14 protein-coding genes and 4 pseudogenes are annotated in these 15,254 nt (G+C 44.0%); 15 read left to right on the forward strand and 3 right to left on the reverse strand.

The window, feature by feature from the left end:
* Positions 1-2: 2 nt before the first annotated feature.
* The 9 genes and pseudogenes from gpmA to HUX74_RS03905 all read left to right on the forward strand — a co-directional run bounded on the left by gpmA (position 3) and on the right by HUX74_RS03905 (position 9,101).
* Positions 3-752: a 2,3-diphosphoglycerate-dependent phosphoglycerate mutase gene (gpmA, locus tag HUX74_RS03870; protein ID WP_004295282.1), complete on the forward strand. Its 750-nt coding sequence runs from the start codon at positions 3-5 to the stop codon at positions 750-752.
* 73 nt (positions 753-825) lie between these two features.
* Positions 826-1,254, forward strand: coding sequence for an Hsp20/alpha crystallin family protein (locus HUX74_RS03875; protein WP_004295281.1), 429 nt, complete (start codon positions 826-828; stop codon positions 1,252-1,254).
* 85 nt (positions 1,255-1,339) lie between these two features.
* Positions 1,340-1,795 (forward strand): RNA polymerase sigma factor, encoded by a 456-nt coding sequence (locus HUX74_RS03880; RefSeq protein WP_005641942.1) that lies wholly within the window; start codon positions 1,340-1,342, stop codon positions 1,793-1,795.
* Positions 1,761-1,835: pseudogene (locus HUX74_RS20650) on the forward strand (RNA polymerase sigma factor); the annotation flags it as partial. The gene HUX74_RS03880 and the pseudogene HUX74_RS20650, both read left to right, overlap by 35 nt.
* Before the next feature lie 25 nt (positions 1,836-1,860).
* A complete protein-coding gene (gene pfkA / locus HUX74_RS03885) occupies positions 1,861-2,844 on the forward strand; it encodes a 6-phosphofructokinase (protein WP_004295279.1) in 984 nt (327 codons plus the stop codon).
* Between the two features lie 13 nt (positions 2,845-2,857).
* Positions 2,858-5,104, forward strand: coding sequence for a cation:proton antiporter (locus HUX74_RS03890; protein ID WP_005835662.1), 2,247 nt, complete (start codon positions 2,858-2,860; stop codon positions 5,102-5,104).
* Positions 5,105-5,125: 21 nt separating this feature from the next.
* Positions 5,126-7,684: an alpha-glucan family phosphorylase gene (glgP, locus tag HUX74_RS03895; RefSeq protein ID WP_004295277.1), complete on the forward strand. Its 2,559-nt coding sequence runs from the start codon at positions 5,126-5,128 to the stop codon at positions 7,682-7,684.
* A gap of 16 nt (positions 7,685-7,700) precedes the next feature.
* Positions 7,701-8,510: an arginase family protein gene (locus HUX74_RS03900; RefSeq protein ID WP_004295276.1), complete on the forward strand. Its 810-nt coding sequence runs from the start codon at positions 7,701-7,703 to the stop codon at positions 8,508-8,510.
* Between the two features lie 54 nt (positions 8,511-8,564).
* Entirely contained in the window at positions 8,565-9,101 is a 537-nt protein-coding gene (locus HUX74_RS03905) for a methylglyoxal synthase (protein WP_004295275.1), read from the forward strand.
* A gap of 210 nt (positions 9,102-9,311) precedes the next feature.
* Here the strand turns inward: HUX74_RS03905 and HUX74_RS03910 are convergent.
* Positions 9,312-9,440, reverse strand: a pseudogene (locus tag HUX74_RS03910) (transposase); the annotation flags it as partial.
* A 128-nt stretch (positions 9,441-9,568) separates the two neighbouring features.
* Positions 9,569-9,745, reverse strand: a pseudogene (locus HUX74_RS03915) (Ppx/GppA family phosphatase); the annotation flags it as partial.
* A 73-nt stretch (positions 9,746-9,818) separates the two neighbouring features.
* Between HUX74_RS03915 and HUX74_RS03920 the strand changes: the two are divergent.
* The 6 genes and pseudogenes from HUX74_RS03920 to HUX74_RS03945 all read left to right on the forward strand — a co-directional run bounded on the left by HUX74_RS03920 (position 9,819) and on the right by HUX74_RS03945 (position 13,475).
* Positions 9,819-10,135: pseudogene (locus HUX74_RS03920) on the forward strand (helix-turn-helix domain-containing protein).
* 224 nt (positions 10,136-10,359) lie between these two features.
* Positions 10,360-10,731 (forward strand): transposase family protein, encoded by a 372-nt coding sequence (locus tag HUX74_RS03925; RefSeq protein ID WP_005641938.1) that lies wholly within the window; start codon positions 10,360-10,362, stop codon positions 10,729-10,731.
* Complete coding sequence (locus tag HUX74_RS21000) at positions 10,685-11,149, forward strand: IS5 family transposase (RefSeq protein ID WP_005650024.1); 465 nt, start codon at positions 10,685-10,687, stop codon at positions 11,147-11,149. Before HUX74_RS03925 ends, HUX74_RS21000 begins: the two co-directional genes overlap by 47 nt.
* A gap of 8 nt (positions 11,150-11,157) precedes the next feature.
* The gene (locus HUX74_RS03935; protein WP_004295270.1) at positions 11,158-11,469 is read left to right on the forward strand and encodes a helix-turn-helix domain-containing protein; all 312 of its coding nucleotides are present in this window, start codon (positions 11,158-11,160) and stop codon (positions 11,467-11,469) included.
* 845 nt (positions 11,470-12,314) lie between these two features.
* Complete coding sequence (locus HUX74_RS03940) at positions 12,315-12,878, forward strand: chromate transporter (protein WP_117601453.1); 564 nt, start codon at positions 12,315-12,317, stop codon at positions 12,876-12,878.
* Positions 12,879-12,926: 48 nt separating this feature from the next.
* Positions 12,927-13,475, forward strand: a complete 549-nt coding sequence (locus tag HUX74_RS03945) for a chromate transporter (protein ID WP_117601452.1) — start codon at positions 12,927-12,929, stop codon at positions 13,473-13,475.
* Positions 13,476-13,538: 63 nt separating this feature from the next.
* Here HUX74_RS03945 and HUX74_RS03950 read toward each other — a convergent pair whose 3' ends face one another.
* Positions 13,539-15,053, reverse strand: coding sequence for a glycoside hydrolase family 10 protein (locus HUX74_RS03950; RefSeq protein WP_174646240.1), 1,515 nt, complete (start codon positions 15,051-15,053; stop codon positions 13,539-13,541).
* Positions 15,054-15,254: the final 201 nt, after the last annotated feature.

Here is a 15,254-nt window from a genome sequence, read left to right on the forward strand (position 1 = left end):
CCATGAAAAGAATAGTGTTATTACGTCATGGCGAAAGTCTATGGAACAAAGAAAACCGTTTTACTGGATGGACGGACGTGGATTTAAGCGAGAAAGGAGTTGAAGAAGCCTGCAAGGCAGGCGATGCATTACGGGAGGCTGGATTTTCTTTTGAGGCAGCTTACACTTCTTACTTGAAACGTGCCGTAAAAACGTTGAACTGTGTCTTGGACCGGCTGGATAAAGACTGGATTCCGGTTGAAAAGACCTGGCGGCTGAACGAGAAGCATTACGGCATGCTTCAGGGACTGAATAAGAGTGAAACAGCGGTCCAATATGGTGAAGAACAAGTACACATCTGGCGAAGAAGCTATGACGTGGCTCCCGCTCCGGTAGGCAAAGATGATCCCCGTAATCCGGGCATGGATATCCGCTATGCCGGTGTACCAGATAGCGAACTTCCCCGTACGGAATCCCTGAAAGATACTATTGGGCGTGTCATGCCTTACTGGAAATGCATCATCTTTCCCGCATTGATGTATAAGGACAGCCTGCTGGTAGTCGCCCATGGTAACAGCCTGCGCGGAATCATCAAGCATCTCAAAGGAATTTCCGATACGGATATTTCCAACCTGAACCTGCCTACGGCAGTTCCTTATGTCTTTGAATTTGACGACAGGCTGGTTCTTGTCAAGGACTACTACCTTGGAAACCCGGAAGAGATACGGAAACGGGCAGAAGCTGTGGCCAAACAAGGGATGGCTAAAAAATAAAAATCTGTCTATCAAGCAGATGCTTTTTTTTAAGTTTTAATTATTAACTTTTAAATTTAAAGAGGAGGTAAAAATGGTACCTGTAAAAACAAACCAGAATTGGTTACCGAGTATTTTTAACGATTTCTTTGACAATGAATGGATGGCAAGAGCAAACGCTACGGCTCCAGCCATCAATGTGATTGAGAATGAAAAGGACTACAAGGTAGAACTGGCAGCTCCGGGAATGACCAAGAATGATTTTAAGGTAAGTGTGGATGAAAGCAACAATCTGGTAATCTGCATGGAAAAAAAGGACGAGAAAAAGGAGGAGAAGAAAGACGGAAAATACTTGCGCCGTGAATTCTCCTATTCCCGATTCCAGCAGAGTATCCTGCTGCCGGATAATGTGGAAAAAGATAAAATTTCGGCCAAAGTGGAACACGGGGTCCTGTTTATCGATATTCCCAAAGTCGTAGATAAGAAGGTTCAGGAAACCACCAAAACTATTGATGTCAAATAAGATATCTTGATGAGACTCTACAGAAGGCATTTCTTATTATCAGGGAATGCCTTCACCCGGATATTTGAATTCCAAAATAAATATAATGAGAGGATTTGATTTCGATAAAGCGCTGGTAGCCCTTCAGAATGAACTGCATTGTTTTGCATATAAACTGACTGCTGACAAGGATGAAGCAGAAAACTTGTTGCAGGAAACAATGTTGAGGACGTTGGATAATAAGGATAAGTTTGATTCCGGTACGAATTTTAAAGGCTGGATGTATACCATCATGCGCAATGCATTTATCAATAATTGCCGGACAAAGAAAATACGAGGGAATTTATATGTATTATCAGAACCTGAATATCATTTCCTGTTAAGGGACGACTCTTTCATTTTCGTGGATAACGGGCATGATGCAAAAGAGATAAGGGAAGCCCTTAAAACATTGCCTAAAGCACATTATGTCGTTTTTATGTTGTACCGGAGTCAAATATCGGGAAATAGCCGCAAAGATAGGAGTGTCACTGAGTACGATAAAAAGCCGTATCTTTTATAGCAGAAAAAGGCTAAAACAGTTGCTTTCTAATTTTGCCTGATTAATTAAAATATAAAAAACAAATTATGGATAACAAGTATATTGGAATTCTGACTTCCGGAGGGGATGCTTCAGGAATGAACGCGGCTATCCGTGCCGTGACCCGCGCCGCCATTTTTAACGGATTTAAAGTGAAAGGAATTTATAGAGGTTACGAGGGGCTGATTGCCGGTGAAGTGAAAGAACTCACGACGGAAGATGTAAGTAGCATTATCCAGAGGGGAGGCACCATACTGAAAACAGCTCGCTCCGAGACTTTCACCACTCCCGAAGGACGCAAGAAAGCTTATAAGGTCATACAGAAAGAGAACATCAATGCTTTGATAATTATCGGTGGAGACGGTTCCCTGACGGGAGCCCGTATCTTTGCGGAGGAGTATGATGTGACGTGCATAGGATTGCCCGGCACCATTGACAATGACCTATATGGTACCGATTTTACCATAGGATATGATACGGCATTGAACACCATTGTGGAATGCGTGGATAAAATCAGGGACACGGCAACCTCCCATGACCGTATCTTCTTTGTCGAAGTGATGGGGCGTGATGCGGGCTTCCTGGCACAAAACAGCGCAATAGCTTCCGGTGCTGAAGCGGCCATCATCCCGGAGGACAGGACGGACGTGGACCAGTTGGAAACATTCATCGGGCGCGGATTCAGAAAGACGAAAAACAGCAGCATCGTAATTGTGACCGAAAGTCCTGAAAACAAGAATGGAGGTGCCATATATTACGCCGACCGGGTAAAGAAGGAATATCCCGGGTATGATGTCAGGGTTTCTATCCTGGGCCATCTGCAACGGGGTGGTGCTCCGAGTGCCAATGACCGTATACTGGCAAGCCGGCTGGGTGAAGCCGCAATCCAGGCCTTAATGGAAGGCCAGCGAAATGTTATGATAGGCATACGGAACAACGAGATTGTTTATGTTCCTTTTGTCCAGGCAATCAAAAAGGACAAGCCTATTGACAAAAGCCTGATCCGGGTCCTTAACGAATTATCGATCTAAAATAACCGTTAATATGTCAGAAGTTGCTCCTTTAATATCGGATCTTGCCATAATTCTGATTATTGCCGGTATTGTAACCGTCATTTTCAAGTGGCTGAAGCAACCGGTCATATTGGGCTACATTGTAGCCGGTATTATGGCGGGTCCTTCCGTTTCTCTGGTCCCGACTGTTTCCGATCCTGCCAATATCAAAATATGGGCGGACATCGGTGTCATTTTTCTGCTGTTCGCGATGGGACTGGACTTTTCGTTCAAGAAATTGATAAATGTGGGCATTACGGCTATCGTTGCCACTGTCACTATTGTATGTGGCATGATGTTCATAGGTTATACAGCGGGGAATGCAATGGGGTTCTCCCACATGAGCAGTATTTTTCTGGGTGGAATGTTGTCCATGTCGTCCACGGCCATCGTATTCAAGGCCTTCAATGACATGGGACTTCTCCAACAGAAATTCACTGGCATTGTCTTGGGGATTCTTGTTATCGAAGATCTGGTGGCTGTAGTGATGATGGTTGTTCTTTCCACGTTGGCGGTAGGCAAACATTTTGAAGGGAAGGAGATGCTGGAAAGTATATTGAAGCTGGCCGCTTTCCTGATTTTCTGGTCGGCATTGGGTATCTATCTGATACCTACCCTGCTGAAGAAGATACGCCGTTTCACCAGCAACGAGATTTTATTGATAACCTCTCTGGGACTTTGCCTGGGAATGGTGATGATTGCGACAAAAGCGGGATTTTCTGCCGCATTGGGAGCCTTTGTCATGGGGTCCCTGCTGGCAGAGACCGTTGAAGCGGAAAAAATCGTACATATCGTACAGCCGGTAAAAGACCTGTTCGCTTCCATATTTTTCGTGTCGGTAGGAATGATGATCGATCCTGCCATGATGTGGGAATATGCCGTCCCTATTCTCATCCTGACATTGCTGGTACTGTCCGGTCAGGTACTGTTCGGGAGCTTTGGTGTCTTGCTTTCCGGCCAGCCGTTGAAAATTGCCATACAGTCCGGCTTTTCACTGACACAGGTCGGTGAATTCGCATTCATCATCGCATCTTTAGGCGTCAGTCTGAATGTTACGGACAAGTATCTCTATCCGGTCATAGTGGCAGTATCTGTCATAACGACTTTTCTTACCCCCTATATGATACGGCTTTCGGAACCAGCATACCGGTTTATAGACATCCACATGCCTGAATCCCTGAAAGATTATCTCGTACACTATACGTCCGGGGCAATGACTGTAAAACACCAGGGTACTTGGCATAAACTGATCCGGTCTATGCTGGTGTCTGTCACACTCTATCTGGTCGTATGCGTTTTTTTCATCACTTTATATTTTTCCTATGTGCATCCTTTGATTAGGAAAAGTCTGCCGGGAATGGAAGGGAACTTGTTGGGCTTCATCATCATCTTTCTTGTCATATCCCCGTTTCTATGGGCCATCATCATGAAAAGGAACAATTCAACCGAGTTCCGTAAACTCTGGACGGACAACAAGTTCAACAGAGGGCCTTTGGTATCAATAGTACTTGTCAAAATACTGATCTGCACGATTATCATGATGAGTATCATTACCCATCTTTTCAATGTTGCCTTGGGAGCCGGGTTGGTAGTCTCTTCCATTATCATTGCCGTCATTTATTTTTCCAAGCGGATCAAGAAACGGTCGCTGACTATAGAGAGACAATTTATGGCAAACTTTCAGGGGACGGACGGGAATGGACTTTCTACAGAAAGTGATACAGGCTCCACCTTTGGCAGCAATATCCCGTTCAAGGAATTACATTTGGCGGATTTCACAGTATCCCCTGATTCCATATATGTGGGCAGAACATTAAAAGAAAGCAGCTTGCGCACCTTGTTTCAGATAAATGTGATTTCAATCACCCGTGGAGAAAAACGCCTAGATATACCACAAGGGGAAGAACATCTCTATCCATATGACAAGGTTACGGTCGTAGGTACGGACCGACAGTTGGAAAGCTTCCGGACATCCATGGAGCAAAAGAAGGTAGAAAGGAACGGGAACGGAACATCCTCGCAGGATGAGATGGAAATAGGGCAATTTCCTGTCGAAGGAGGTTCACCATTGATCGGAAAGACGATCCGGGAGGCAGACATATCGGATAGCATCATTATCGGAATAGAGAGGAGTACCGTGAATATTATGAATCCAGACCCTGATACAATTTTCAAGGAGAATGATACGGTATGGATTGTCGGTAAACGAAAAATAATAAAAGGACTGAATAAAGATTAGGACTTATTTAATTAAAATGTCATGGAATATTCAAGTTATAATGTAAATACCCCTCAGTGGAGGGAGATTACAGTAGGTTCACATCTTCCTGCAGAACTGCGAAAACTTGCAGAAATCGCACATAATCTCTGGTGGACATGGAATGATGACGCAAAGAAACTGTATTGTGATTTGGATTCGGAACTTTGGAAAGAGGTGGAACAGAATCCGGTATTGTTTCTGGAGCGGATAAATTATGAGAAGCTTGTAGCGCTGGCACATGATGAGAACTTTGTCTATAAAATGGATGCCGTCTATTCCGCCTTCAAAAAATACGTAGATGTGGAACCGGATCACCAGCGCCCGTCAATAGCTTATTTCAGCATGGAATACGGCTTGGATGAAGTCCTTAAGATATATTCCGGCGGTTTGGGAATGTTGGCGGGGGATTACCTGAAAGAGGCGTCGGACAGCAATGTGGACCTTTGTGCCATAGGACTTTTGTACCGTTACGGTTATTTTGACCAGTCGCTTTCCATGGACGGCCAGCAGACAGTCAATTATAAAGCGCAGAATTTCGGGCAGCTCCCGATTGAAAAGGTAATGCAACCGGATGGGAAACAACTGGTAATCCACGTCCCCTATGCCGACAGTTTTGTGGTACATGCCAATGTCTGGAAAGCCAGTGTGGGGCGTATTCCCCTTTATCTGCTGGATACGGACAATGAACTCAACAGCGAGTTTGACCGCCCTATCACTCACCATCTGTATGGAGGCGACTGGGAGAATCGGCTAAAACAGGAAATACTGCTTGGCATAGGCGGGATGATAACGCTGAGAGCTTTAGGTATAACGAAAGATGTATATCACTGTAATGAGGGGCATGCCGCACTGATCAATATCCAGCGGCTTTGTGATTACATAAATGGCGGCTTGAATTTCGGGCAGGCCATGGAGCTGGTACGTGCTTCCTCACTTTATACCGTACATACTCCCGTACCCGCTGGTCATGATTATTTTGACGAAGGGCTTTTCAATAAATATATGAAGGGATATCCTGGCAAGTTGGGTATAACCTGGGATAACCTGATGGATCTCGGGCGTCACAATCCGGGAGACAAGGAGGAACGTTTCTGCATGTCTGTCTTCGCCTGCAAGACCTGCCAGGAGGTAAACGGTGTCAGCAAGTTGCATAAATCGGTATCCCAGCAAATGTTTGCGCCGATCTGGAAGGGATACTTCCCGGAAGAGAACCATGTGGGTTATGTAACCAACGGGGTACATCTGCCTACCTGGTGTGCGGCAGAATGGAAAAAGCTTTTCAAGGACAATTTTGATGAGAATTTTTTCTGCGACCAGTCCAATCAGAAAATCTGGGAGGCCGTCTATGGCATCCCGGATGAAGAGATATGGAATACCCGGTTAAAACAGAAAGCAAAATTGCTGGACTATATCAAAAGCAAATGCAGCAAGGACTGGCTCAGGAGTCAGATTGATCCGGCATTGAGCGTTTCCATTTTTGAGAGATTCAATCCCGATGCTCTTCTAATAGGCTTCGGACGCCGTTTTGCTACATATAAGAGGGCTCATCTTCTGTTCACGGATATAGACCGACTTGCCAGGATTGTGAATAATCCGAAATATCCGGTACAGTTCATCTTTGCAGGCAAAGCCCATCCCAATGACGGTGCCGGGCAGGGGCTGATCAAGCAAATCGTGGAAATATCCCGGCGTCCGGAATTTTTAGGTAAAATCATATTCTTGGAGAATTACGACATGGACCTGGCACGCCATCTTATCTCGGGGGTGGATATTTGGATGAACACCCCTACGCGGTTGGCAGAAGCTTCGGGTACGTCGGGCGAGAAGGCATTGATGAACGGTGTGCTTAATTTCTCCGTGCTGGACGGTTGGTGGTATGAAGGATACCGTAAGGATGCTGGATGGGCACTGACTGATAAAAGGACTTATCAGAATGAACAGTACCAAAACCAGCTGGATGCCGAAGCCATCTATTATTTGTTGGAGCATGACATCCTGCCACTGTATTACGAGCATGGGGGGAAGAACTATTCGGAAGACTGGGTCAAGTATATCAAGAACTCAATCGCACAAATCGCTCCCCATTTTACCATGAAAAGACAGTTGGACGACTACTATGACAGGTTCTATAACAAACTGTCAGAGCATTTCCACATTCTGGCAGCCGACAACTTTGCGAAGGCGAAAATGATGGCTGACTGGAAAGCAAACGTCCGAAGCAGATGGGATGCCATAGAAATCAAATCCATAGAGGCAGGGAATGGGCTGAATGCCACGGTTGAAGCCGGAAAGGAATATGAGGTGACGGTTGTCGTTGATGAGAAAGGCCTGGATGACGCAATCGGAATAGAATCGGTCATTATCAGGCGTGAAGACGGTCAGGATCACATATATGAGGTTATTCCCCTTTTGCCGGTTTCCAAGAATGGGAATTTATATACCTTTAAGGCGACATCCGGCATTTTCAACGCTGGAAGCTTCAAGCAGGCCTTCCGTATGTATCCCAAGAATGCTTTGTTACCTCACCGACAAGATTTCTGTTATGTACGATGGTTTTAATGAACAGTAAAAGGATATGCAAAAACAACGTATGAGCGGGCAAAATCAAAAAACAGATAAACGGATAGCATGGCCGATCATCATCATGAACTTCACGGGAGTGTATGACTACGAGGCGTTTGCCCGGAACAATAAATTTATATGGCTGGATTGTCGTCATCTTTATGGTACAGATGGCTACTGTGACAGGGAGGGGGCTTTGGCTTTGAAGGGGATGATTGCTGATTATCCGGCGGAGGGAGTCCATTTCATTGATTCAGGCAATTATCATTATTTGACTAAATTCTGGACAGACAAACTTGAAACTCCGTTTTCGCTGATTGTGTTCGACCACCATCCCGATATGCAGCCACCGTTGTTTGACAACATACTTTCTTGCGGAAGTTGGGTAAAGGATATATTGGACCATAACAACAACTGCAAGAAAGTAATTATCGTAGGTTCTTCAGACAAACTGATACAGGCTGTGCCGAAAGGATATGAAAGACAAGTTCGGTTTTACAGTGAAACTACGCTCATGCACGAAGAGGGTTGGCAGAACTTTTCTTCCGGACATATCAACGGACCGGTTTACATTTCCATAGACAAGGATGTCTTGAATCCGGCTTCGGCAGCAACAAACTGGGATCAAGGTTCTCTCAGCTTATGGGAATTGGAGAAACTGCTGGCTGTTATTCTTCAGAAAGAACAGGTAGTAGGCATTGACATCTGTGGGGAATGCTCCACAACACTCAATCTTTTTGAAGAAAAACGGGAAACCGTCATGGATAGCCAGGCAAACAAAGAATTGCTCAGATTTATCCGGTCATCCTCCGGCCTTCAATAGAATTAGTTTTTTTGTTATTATAATTATCATATAAAAATAAAATAATTTAGCTTTATGGAAACAATTGTTCGTAGAATTGGACTTGTTGCACACGATGCAATGAAAAAAGACATGATAGAGTGGGTTCTCTGGAACTCGGAACGTCTGATAGGACATAAATTCTATTGTACGGGTACAACCGGTACACTAATTAAAAAAGCCCTTGAAGAAAAACATCCTGAAATCAAATGGGATATCACAATCCTGAAATCTGGTCCTTTAGGAGGTGACCAGCAAATTGGTTCGCGGATCGTAGAAGGAGAAATAGACTATCTGTTCTTTTTTACAGATCCGATGACACTACAGCCGCATGATACGGATGTGAAAGCATTGACCAGACTGGCTGGAGTTGAAAATATTGTTTTCTGCTGTAACCGTTCGACTGCGGACCACATTATTACGAGTCCCTTATTCACTGACCCAACTTACGAACGTATTCACCCGGATTACACCAATTACACGCAGCGTTTTGAAAACAAGGGAATCATATCTGAAGCAGTGGAGCAAGTGAAAAAGCGGAGGAATAAAAGTGAGAATAACATTTCTAAATGAACTGTAATAAGTAGTAGAATATTTATAAGGCTATCTAAGAAACAAGTTGTTTACATCTTTCAGAATAGGTATCAGCTGAATAGTAATCTGCTAAGTTTGTGTCAAAACGTTGGCACAAACTCTTTTATATTTTACAGTTCTGCTATATTTTCTTTTGGCTATGCTGCTTTTTCCAGGGGCAGCGGATTTTTCCGGTTGGCAAGCTTTCCTTTAAGCGTATAGCCTAGCCAGTCTGAACATGAAGAATTTCAGATCAGCCACCCCTCTAAACTGGCTTCGAAGAGCTTTGATTTTAGCATTGAACGACTCCGCTGAAGCATTTGTCAATCGTTCTTCAAAATTTTAGGGGAAATACCTAAAGATACAAAAAGCCAACTAATTCGCAATACTTTTAGTATGAATTAGTTGGCTAATTTTATAGGATTTACTGAATATCCCCTAGTTAAAACAGCTATGCACAATTCCTTTTATTCCGTTTTCAGGTATATGGCATACAAATTGTCAATAATACCATCTGCTAAGCCAATGACCGGAACATGGATATACTCAGCTTTGACAATACCTGCAATTATCAGAAATATCTCAGCGGCGGGAACAATAACATCTGCACGGTCAGTTTTCAGATTAAATTCTTCCATGCGCTGTTATACCGGCACCACGAGTGACCGTTTCTCCGGATGGTATGAATTTGAAGTATCAACATAAAATCGGATTGTTATGGAAACCGTATGTTTTGAAAGGAAGGCGTTCGAGGAATTTGCCATGAAAATCGAACGGTTCATACATAGGGTGGAGGGAATCCCCATCTGGATTTGAAAGGCGTGAAGAGGACGGCTGGCTGGCTCGACCACCAGGATGTCTGCCTGAAGCTGAAAATCAGCAAGCGCACCTTGCAGACCTTGCGGGATAACGGCACGCTCGCCTATACCAAGATAGGCAACCGTACCTATTACCTGCCGGAAGACGTGGAGCGTATCGTCACGAAAGTGGAGGACAGACGCAAGGATGCACGCTACAGGGGGCACACCATTTGAAGGAATTGAACTGAAGTATCAACAAAAGACAAATGAGCAGTATGTATAATAGAGTTTATATCGAATAATTGATTAAAGCGTTCTTTGATTTATCTTTGTGATCTAAAAAGTTCAATTGATGTATTACGACAAGATTCGCCACCGTCATAGCCAAGTGCTTGCTGCGACAGGATTAACTCCTGCTGAGTTTGACGCTTTGCTAATAACTTTCAAGTACCATTGGGATGAATATTACAGCCATTTTACCTTGGAAGGTAAAGTGCGCCAACGTATATCTTACAACAGTGTTGTCTCTGATTCAGGACAAAATGTTCTTCATATTGGTATATCTGAAGACCAATCCCCTTCAGGAACTCCATGCTATTCAGTTTGAGATGACCCAGCCCCAGGCCAATAGATGGATTCACCTTCTTTCTGAGATTCTCCGGCGTACATTGAAAACGCTTGGTGAATTGCCTGACCGTAACTCCAAACGTCTGATACACATTCTTCAAGGGTGCGAAGAAGTCTTGTTGGACGGAACCGAGCGACCTATTCAGCGTCCTTTGGATGAAGACTGGCAGTCTGCATGCTATAGTGGTAAAAAAAACTCATAGCATAAAGAATAACCTGTTATGTACTAACAATCTTCGGATTGTATGGTTGAGCTCCACATACAAAGGTCATGTCCATGACAAAAAGATTTGTGATGAAGAACCTCTTCTACTTCCCAAAGGTATTAGGCTCTGGCAGGATACAGGTTTCATCGGACACAAACCGGATGGAGTTGAAATATGCATGCCCAAAAAGAAACCTAAAGGGAAAGAGCTTACTTGTGTTGAAAAACAAGAGAACAAGCGGATTTCCGGAGTTAGGATTAAAGTGGAGCATGCCATAGGTGGTATGAAAAAATGCCGTATTGTCAAAGAACGATTCAGATGCCATAAATTCGGTTTCGAAGATATGGTGATTCTTATTGCTTGTGGATTACACAACTTCAGAATCAGTCACAAAATGAGTCATATAACAAATTAATCTATATAATGTTTAATGAATTGAAAACGAAAGACGATGCGTGGATGCAGTCCATCCACGAGCGTATCGACCGGCTGTCGGCGATGATTGACGGCATTTTCGGAGATGGCGCGGTTCCGCCAAAAGAAGACGTGTACCTGTGCGACAGTGAGGTGGCGTGTATGCTGAAAGTCAGCCGCAGGACATTGGGCGAGTATCGGAGCAACGGCACGCTGCCTTACTATGTACTTGGTGGCAAGGTCTTGTACAAGAGGAGCGAGATCGAGCAGGTGTTGGAACGGGAATATAGGAGTGTCGGCAAGGCGCGGGGAAGCGGATGAAGATTCCATTTACCTGTTTTTTACGCACTTGTACAGGCTGCGGGCATTAAGACTGTCCGCATAAAGGCTGGACGTTTGCGTGCGCCAGCCACAGACTGTTTTTTAGAGGTGAGGGAGTTTGCCGTCTGGAAAAAGAACCTCTTTTTGGACTTTGGCACAAAGTCGTCCCCTGCCCGGTATCAGACTGTAATTCCTGTATGCAATCCTTTTCTGACTGTTCTCGTAACAGTCTGTTTCAATCCTGCCTGACCTTTGTTTACTTTTCATAAAGAGACTGTACCGCCTTTGTGACCGGGATATGAAACCGAAAGATTGTTTTTGACGGTTGCTAAAAAAGAAAAATCAAAGGTGTTTTGCATGTTCCGTAAAAAATCGTACCTTTACATAAAGTGAGTTGCACATCAACGCAATTGATGCAAGTATGTAGAAACCAGAACGGTTGCCAACTCGTTACCTCGTTTTTTGATGATCCGCATAAACTTTTATTCTTAGCGGATTATGTGATTCTTTCAAAAATAATCTCTATTTTGGGAATACGGCTTTCTGAATATCGGAAATTCTATGTGCCTGCCGTTTTACATCCCCTCCCTACAATCTACAACGACATGCTATCAGAACACTTCCCCATAAAATTTCTATTTTTCCTGTGAAATTATTCTCTTATTCAAAAAAAATAGTATCTTTGTCCTATAAAAGTTGTTCATAAGTATGAGACTGTAAAGTACTGAAATTAGCACAATCTCCAAATCGTTACCTTAGACTTTTCAGAACTTCCATAAGCGTTTGTCTTTCAAATTAATCCATCAAATTGATAAGAATTTAAAGTAAATTACAACATTTTGAATATGAATATATATCTTGAAGCATTCTCCATATTCTTTAAGATAGGAGCCTTTACCATCGGCGGCGGTTATGCCATGGTACCACTGATAGAAAACGAAATCGTAACCAAACGAAACTGGATAGCCAAAGAAGATTTCATTGACCTGCTTGCTATATCACAGTCCGCTCCGGGCATTCTTGCCGTCAATATATCCATTTTTATAGGGTACCGGCTACGGGGAATACGAGGGAGCATAATCACTGCATTGGGAACCATACTTCCTTCGTTTCTCATCATCCTCGCCATAGCGTTGTTCTTTCACAACTTCAAGAACAACACCATTGTGGAACGTATATTCAAAGGCATCCGCCCGGCAGTGGTTGCATTGATTGCCGCCCCTACATTCAGCATGGCCAAATCGGCCCGGATAAACCGATACAATATATGGATACCGGTGGTTTCAGCACTGCTCATCTGGCTGCTGGACTTCTCCCCCATCTGGATTATCATTGCAGCAGGTGCAGGGGGATATGCCTTCGGACGTCGGAAACATCGAAGAATTAAAAATGAAAGAATTAAAAAATGAAAGGTGCAATAACACTAATCATTAATCACTAACCATTAATCACTAACCATGATTTTCTTACAGCTATTCTATACATTCTTTAAAATCGGCCTTTTCGGCTTTGGCGGCGGATATGCCATGCTGTCTATGATACAAGGCGAAGTAGTCACCCGTTATGGCTGGCTTTCCCCTCAAGAGTTTACTGATATCGTGGCAATCAGCCAAATGACACCCGGTCCGATAGGTATCAATTCGGCAACCTATGTAGGTTTTACTGTCACCGGTAGTGTATGGGGATCTATTACCGCCACTTTTGCCGTAGTGCTCCCCTCTTTCCTACTGATGCTGACCATCAGCAAATTCTTTCTGAAATACCAGAAACATCCTTCCGTGGAAGCGGTATTCAGCGGGCTCCGCCCGGCAGTGGTCGGTCTGCTGGCCTCAGCCGCGCTGGTATTGATGAATTCGGAAAACTTCAGTTCTCCCAAAGAAGACACATATTCCTTCGTCATCAGCTGCCTCATTTTCCTCGTGGCATTTGTAGGCACCAAAAAATATAAACTGAACCCGATAGGAATGATTGTAGCCTGTGGAATAGCAGGGTTGATACTTTATTAAGGAGGGAAATTAAGGATTAGGGATTAAGGATTAGACGTTAATCCCTAATCCTTAATTTTCTTTTTAAAGTTTAATCTTCTTTCCAACGGATTTCGATTCATTATGCAGACGGTCCAAGGCTGTCACCACATAGCGGTACTTTGTCTTTCCGTCTTCATAAGGAAGTTTATAGAAATTATCACGCGTGATGGCTACAATATGGGAAGGATCGTCTATATTCACTTTCTCTTTGGCATCAAAACGATAAACTACATACTGGACAGCACGATTCATCTCCTCTTTATACTTGGGTGCTGTCCAAAAAAGAATATATCCGTCTTCCGTCCATATCGGTTTCATCTTACGCACCTTTCCTGGAGCTTCGTTATCCATAAAATCGAAAACGGGAGGCAATGCCGGATATTTATGATATTCGGCAATCAAAGCATCGCGATACTTGCCCGCATTCTCAATCACTGCACTGGCGGGCCACTGGCAACTGCCACCGATGGTTTGATAAGCTCGCTGCAAGGCCATCTTGCGGGGAAGCTGATTTATTGAGGGGTTCTTGGGGTCAGCATTCTGCACTGTATTCATTACGGACTGACCGATAAACAAGGGACGGTTTTCCGTATTCCTAGCCCACCACTTCACCAGTGTCTCATAGTCGGCAACCGGATGTCCTATATGCCAATAAATCTGCGGAATATTATAGTCTATCCAACCTTCACGGGCCCATAGCAGTACATCCGCATAAAGGTCATCGTAGTTTTGCAGGCCTTTGGTCTTACTGCCAAGCGGGTCACTGCTTTCGTTCCGGTAAATACCAAACGGAGAAATCCCGAACTTCACCCACGGCTTGATTTCACGGATAGTTTCATGCAGTTTTTTAATCAGCACATTCACGTTGCTCCGGCGCCAGTCTCCTTTATTGCTGAATCCTCCACCAAAACGTGCAAAACTTGCATCGTCGGGGAAATCCTTTCCCTTAATGGGATAAGGATAAAAGTAATCGTCCATATGGATAGCATCCACATCATAACGGGAAACAATGTCGCTCACCACCATGCAGATGTGTCGGCGGCTCTCAGGCAGTGCCGGGTCAAAATACAACTGGTCGCCATAAGTGACAAACCATTCCGGATGGATATTGTACACATGATTGGGAGCCAACTCACTCTTCAAGGTCGTCTTCGTGCGATACGGATTAATCCATGCATGAAACTCCATGCCACGTTTATGGCATTCATCAATCATAAACTGCATAGGGTCCCAATAAGGTTCGGGCGCTTTACCCTGCACTCCGGTAAGGAAACGACTCCACGGTTCCAGTCTGGGAGCATACAGAGCATCCGCTTCGGGACGTACCTGGAAAATTATGGCGTTGATTCCTGCCTTCTGCAAGGAATTCAACTGCCCGATCAGATTCTGCTTTAGCTTTTCGGTCGGCATTCCACGGAACTGTCCGTTTACTGACTGTATCCATGCTGCACGAAATTCACGTTTAGGATAGGCAGACCCGGTCTGCACTTGCGCAAATGCCCCTCCTGCCACCATCAGTGACAAAAGACATAGGCATAAAATGGATTTTATTCTCATATTCCGGTCAATAGCTTTTATTAAAAAAGCGAAATTAATTCTTTTGTCCTAAGTATACCGGTAAAAAGCGGAAAGTATAACAAATCTTAACCAAGGGTATCTTTCCTCCCCAATAAATCCACTTTTGCCTTGCCTGATTGTTACAATTCGGATAGCAAACATTATCTTTGCATTCTGTAAACCACCGAACCAACCTACAGA

The sequence above is a fragment of the Bacteroides sp. Marseille-P8574 genome, assembly GCF_902825465.1.
Lineage (GTDB): Bacteria > Bacteroidota > Bacteroidia > Bacteroidales > Bacteroidaceae > Bacteroides > Bacteroides uniformis.

What these genes read in the sequence shown, in the direction of transcription:
- HUX74_RS03900 (WP_004295276.1), top strand. Translation starts at nt 7,701, where the DNA reads ATGCAAAAACAACGTATGAGCGGGCAAAATCAAAAAACAGATAAACGG.
- HUX74_RS03890 (WP_005835662.1), top strand. Translation starts at nt 2,858, where the DNA reads ATGTCAGAAGTTGCTCCTTTAATATCGGATCTTGCCATAATTCTGATT.
- gpmA (WP_004295282.1), top strand. Translation starts at nt 3, where the DNA reads ATGAAAAGAATAGTGTTATTACGTCATGGCGAAAGTCTATGGAACAAA.
- HUX74_RS03875 (WP_004295281.1), top strand. Translation starts at nt 826, where the DNA reads ATGGTACCTGTAAAAACAAACCAGAATTGGTTACCGAGTATTTTTAAC.
- HUX74_RS03950 (WP_174646240.1), bottom strand. Translation starts at nt 15,053, where the DNA reads ATGAGAATAAAATCCATTTTATGCCTATGTCTTTTGTCACTGATGGTG.
- glgP (WP_004295277.1), top strand. Translation starts at nt 5,126, where the DNA reads ATGGAATATTCAAGTTATAATGTAAATACCCCTCAGTGGAGGGAGATT.
- HUX74_RS03945 (WP_117601452.1), top strand. Translation starts at nt 12,927, where the DNA reads ATGATTTTCTTACAGCTATTCTATACATTCTTTAAAATCGGCCTTTTC.
- HUX74_RS21000 (WP_005650024.1), top strand. Translation starts at nt 10,685, where the DNA reads ATGAAGACTGGCAGTCTGCATGCTATAGTGGTAAAAAAAACTCATAGC.
- pfkA (WP_004295279.1), top strand. Translation starts at nt 1,861, where the DNA reads ATGGATAACAAGTATATTGGAATTCTGACTTCCGGAGGGGATGCTTCA.
- HUX74_RS03935 (WP_004295270.1), top strand. Translation starts at nt 11,158, where the DNA reads ATGTTTAATGAATTGAAAACGAAAGACGATGCGTGGATGCAGTCCATC.
- HUX74_RS03925 (WP_005641938.1), top strand. Translation starts at nt 10,360, where the DNA reads ATGAATATTACAGCCATTTTACCTTGGAAGGTAAAGTGCGCCAACGTA.
- HUX74_RS03880 (WP_005641942.1), top strand. Translation starts at nt 1,340, where the DNA reads ATGAGAGGATTTGATTTCGATAAAGCGCTGGTAGCCCTTCAGAATGAA.
- HUX74_RS03905 (WP_004295275.1), top strand. Translation starts at nt 8,565, where the DNA reads ATGGAAACAATTGTTCGTAGAATTGGACTTGTTGCACACGATGCAATG.
- HUX74_RS03940 (WP_117601453.1), top strand. Translation starts at nt 12,315, where the DNA reads ATGAATATATATCTTGAAGCATTCTCCATATTCTTTAAGATAGGAGCC.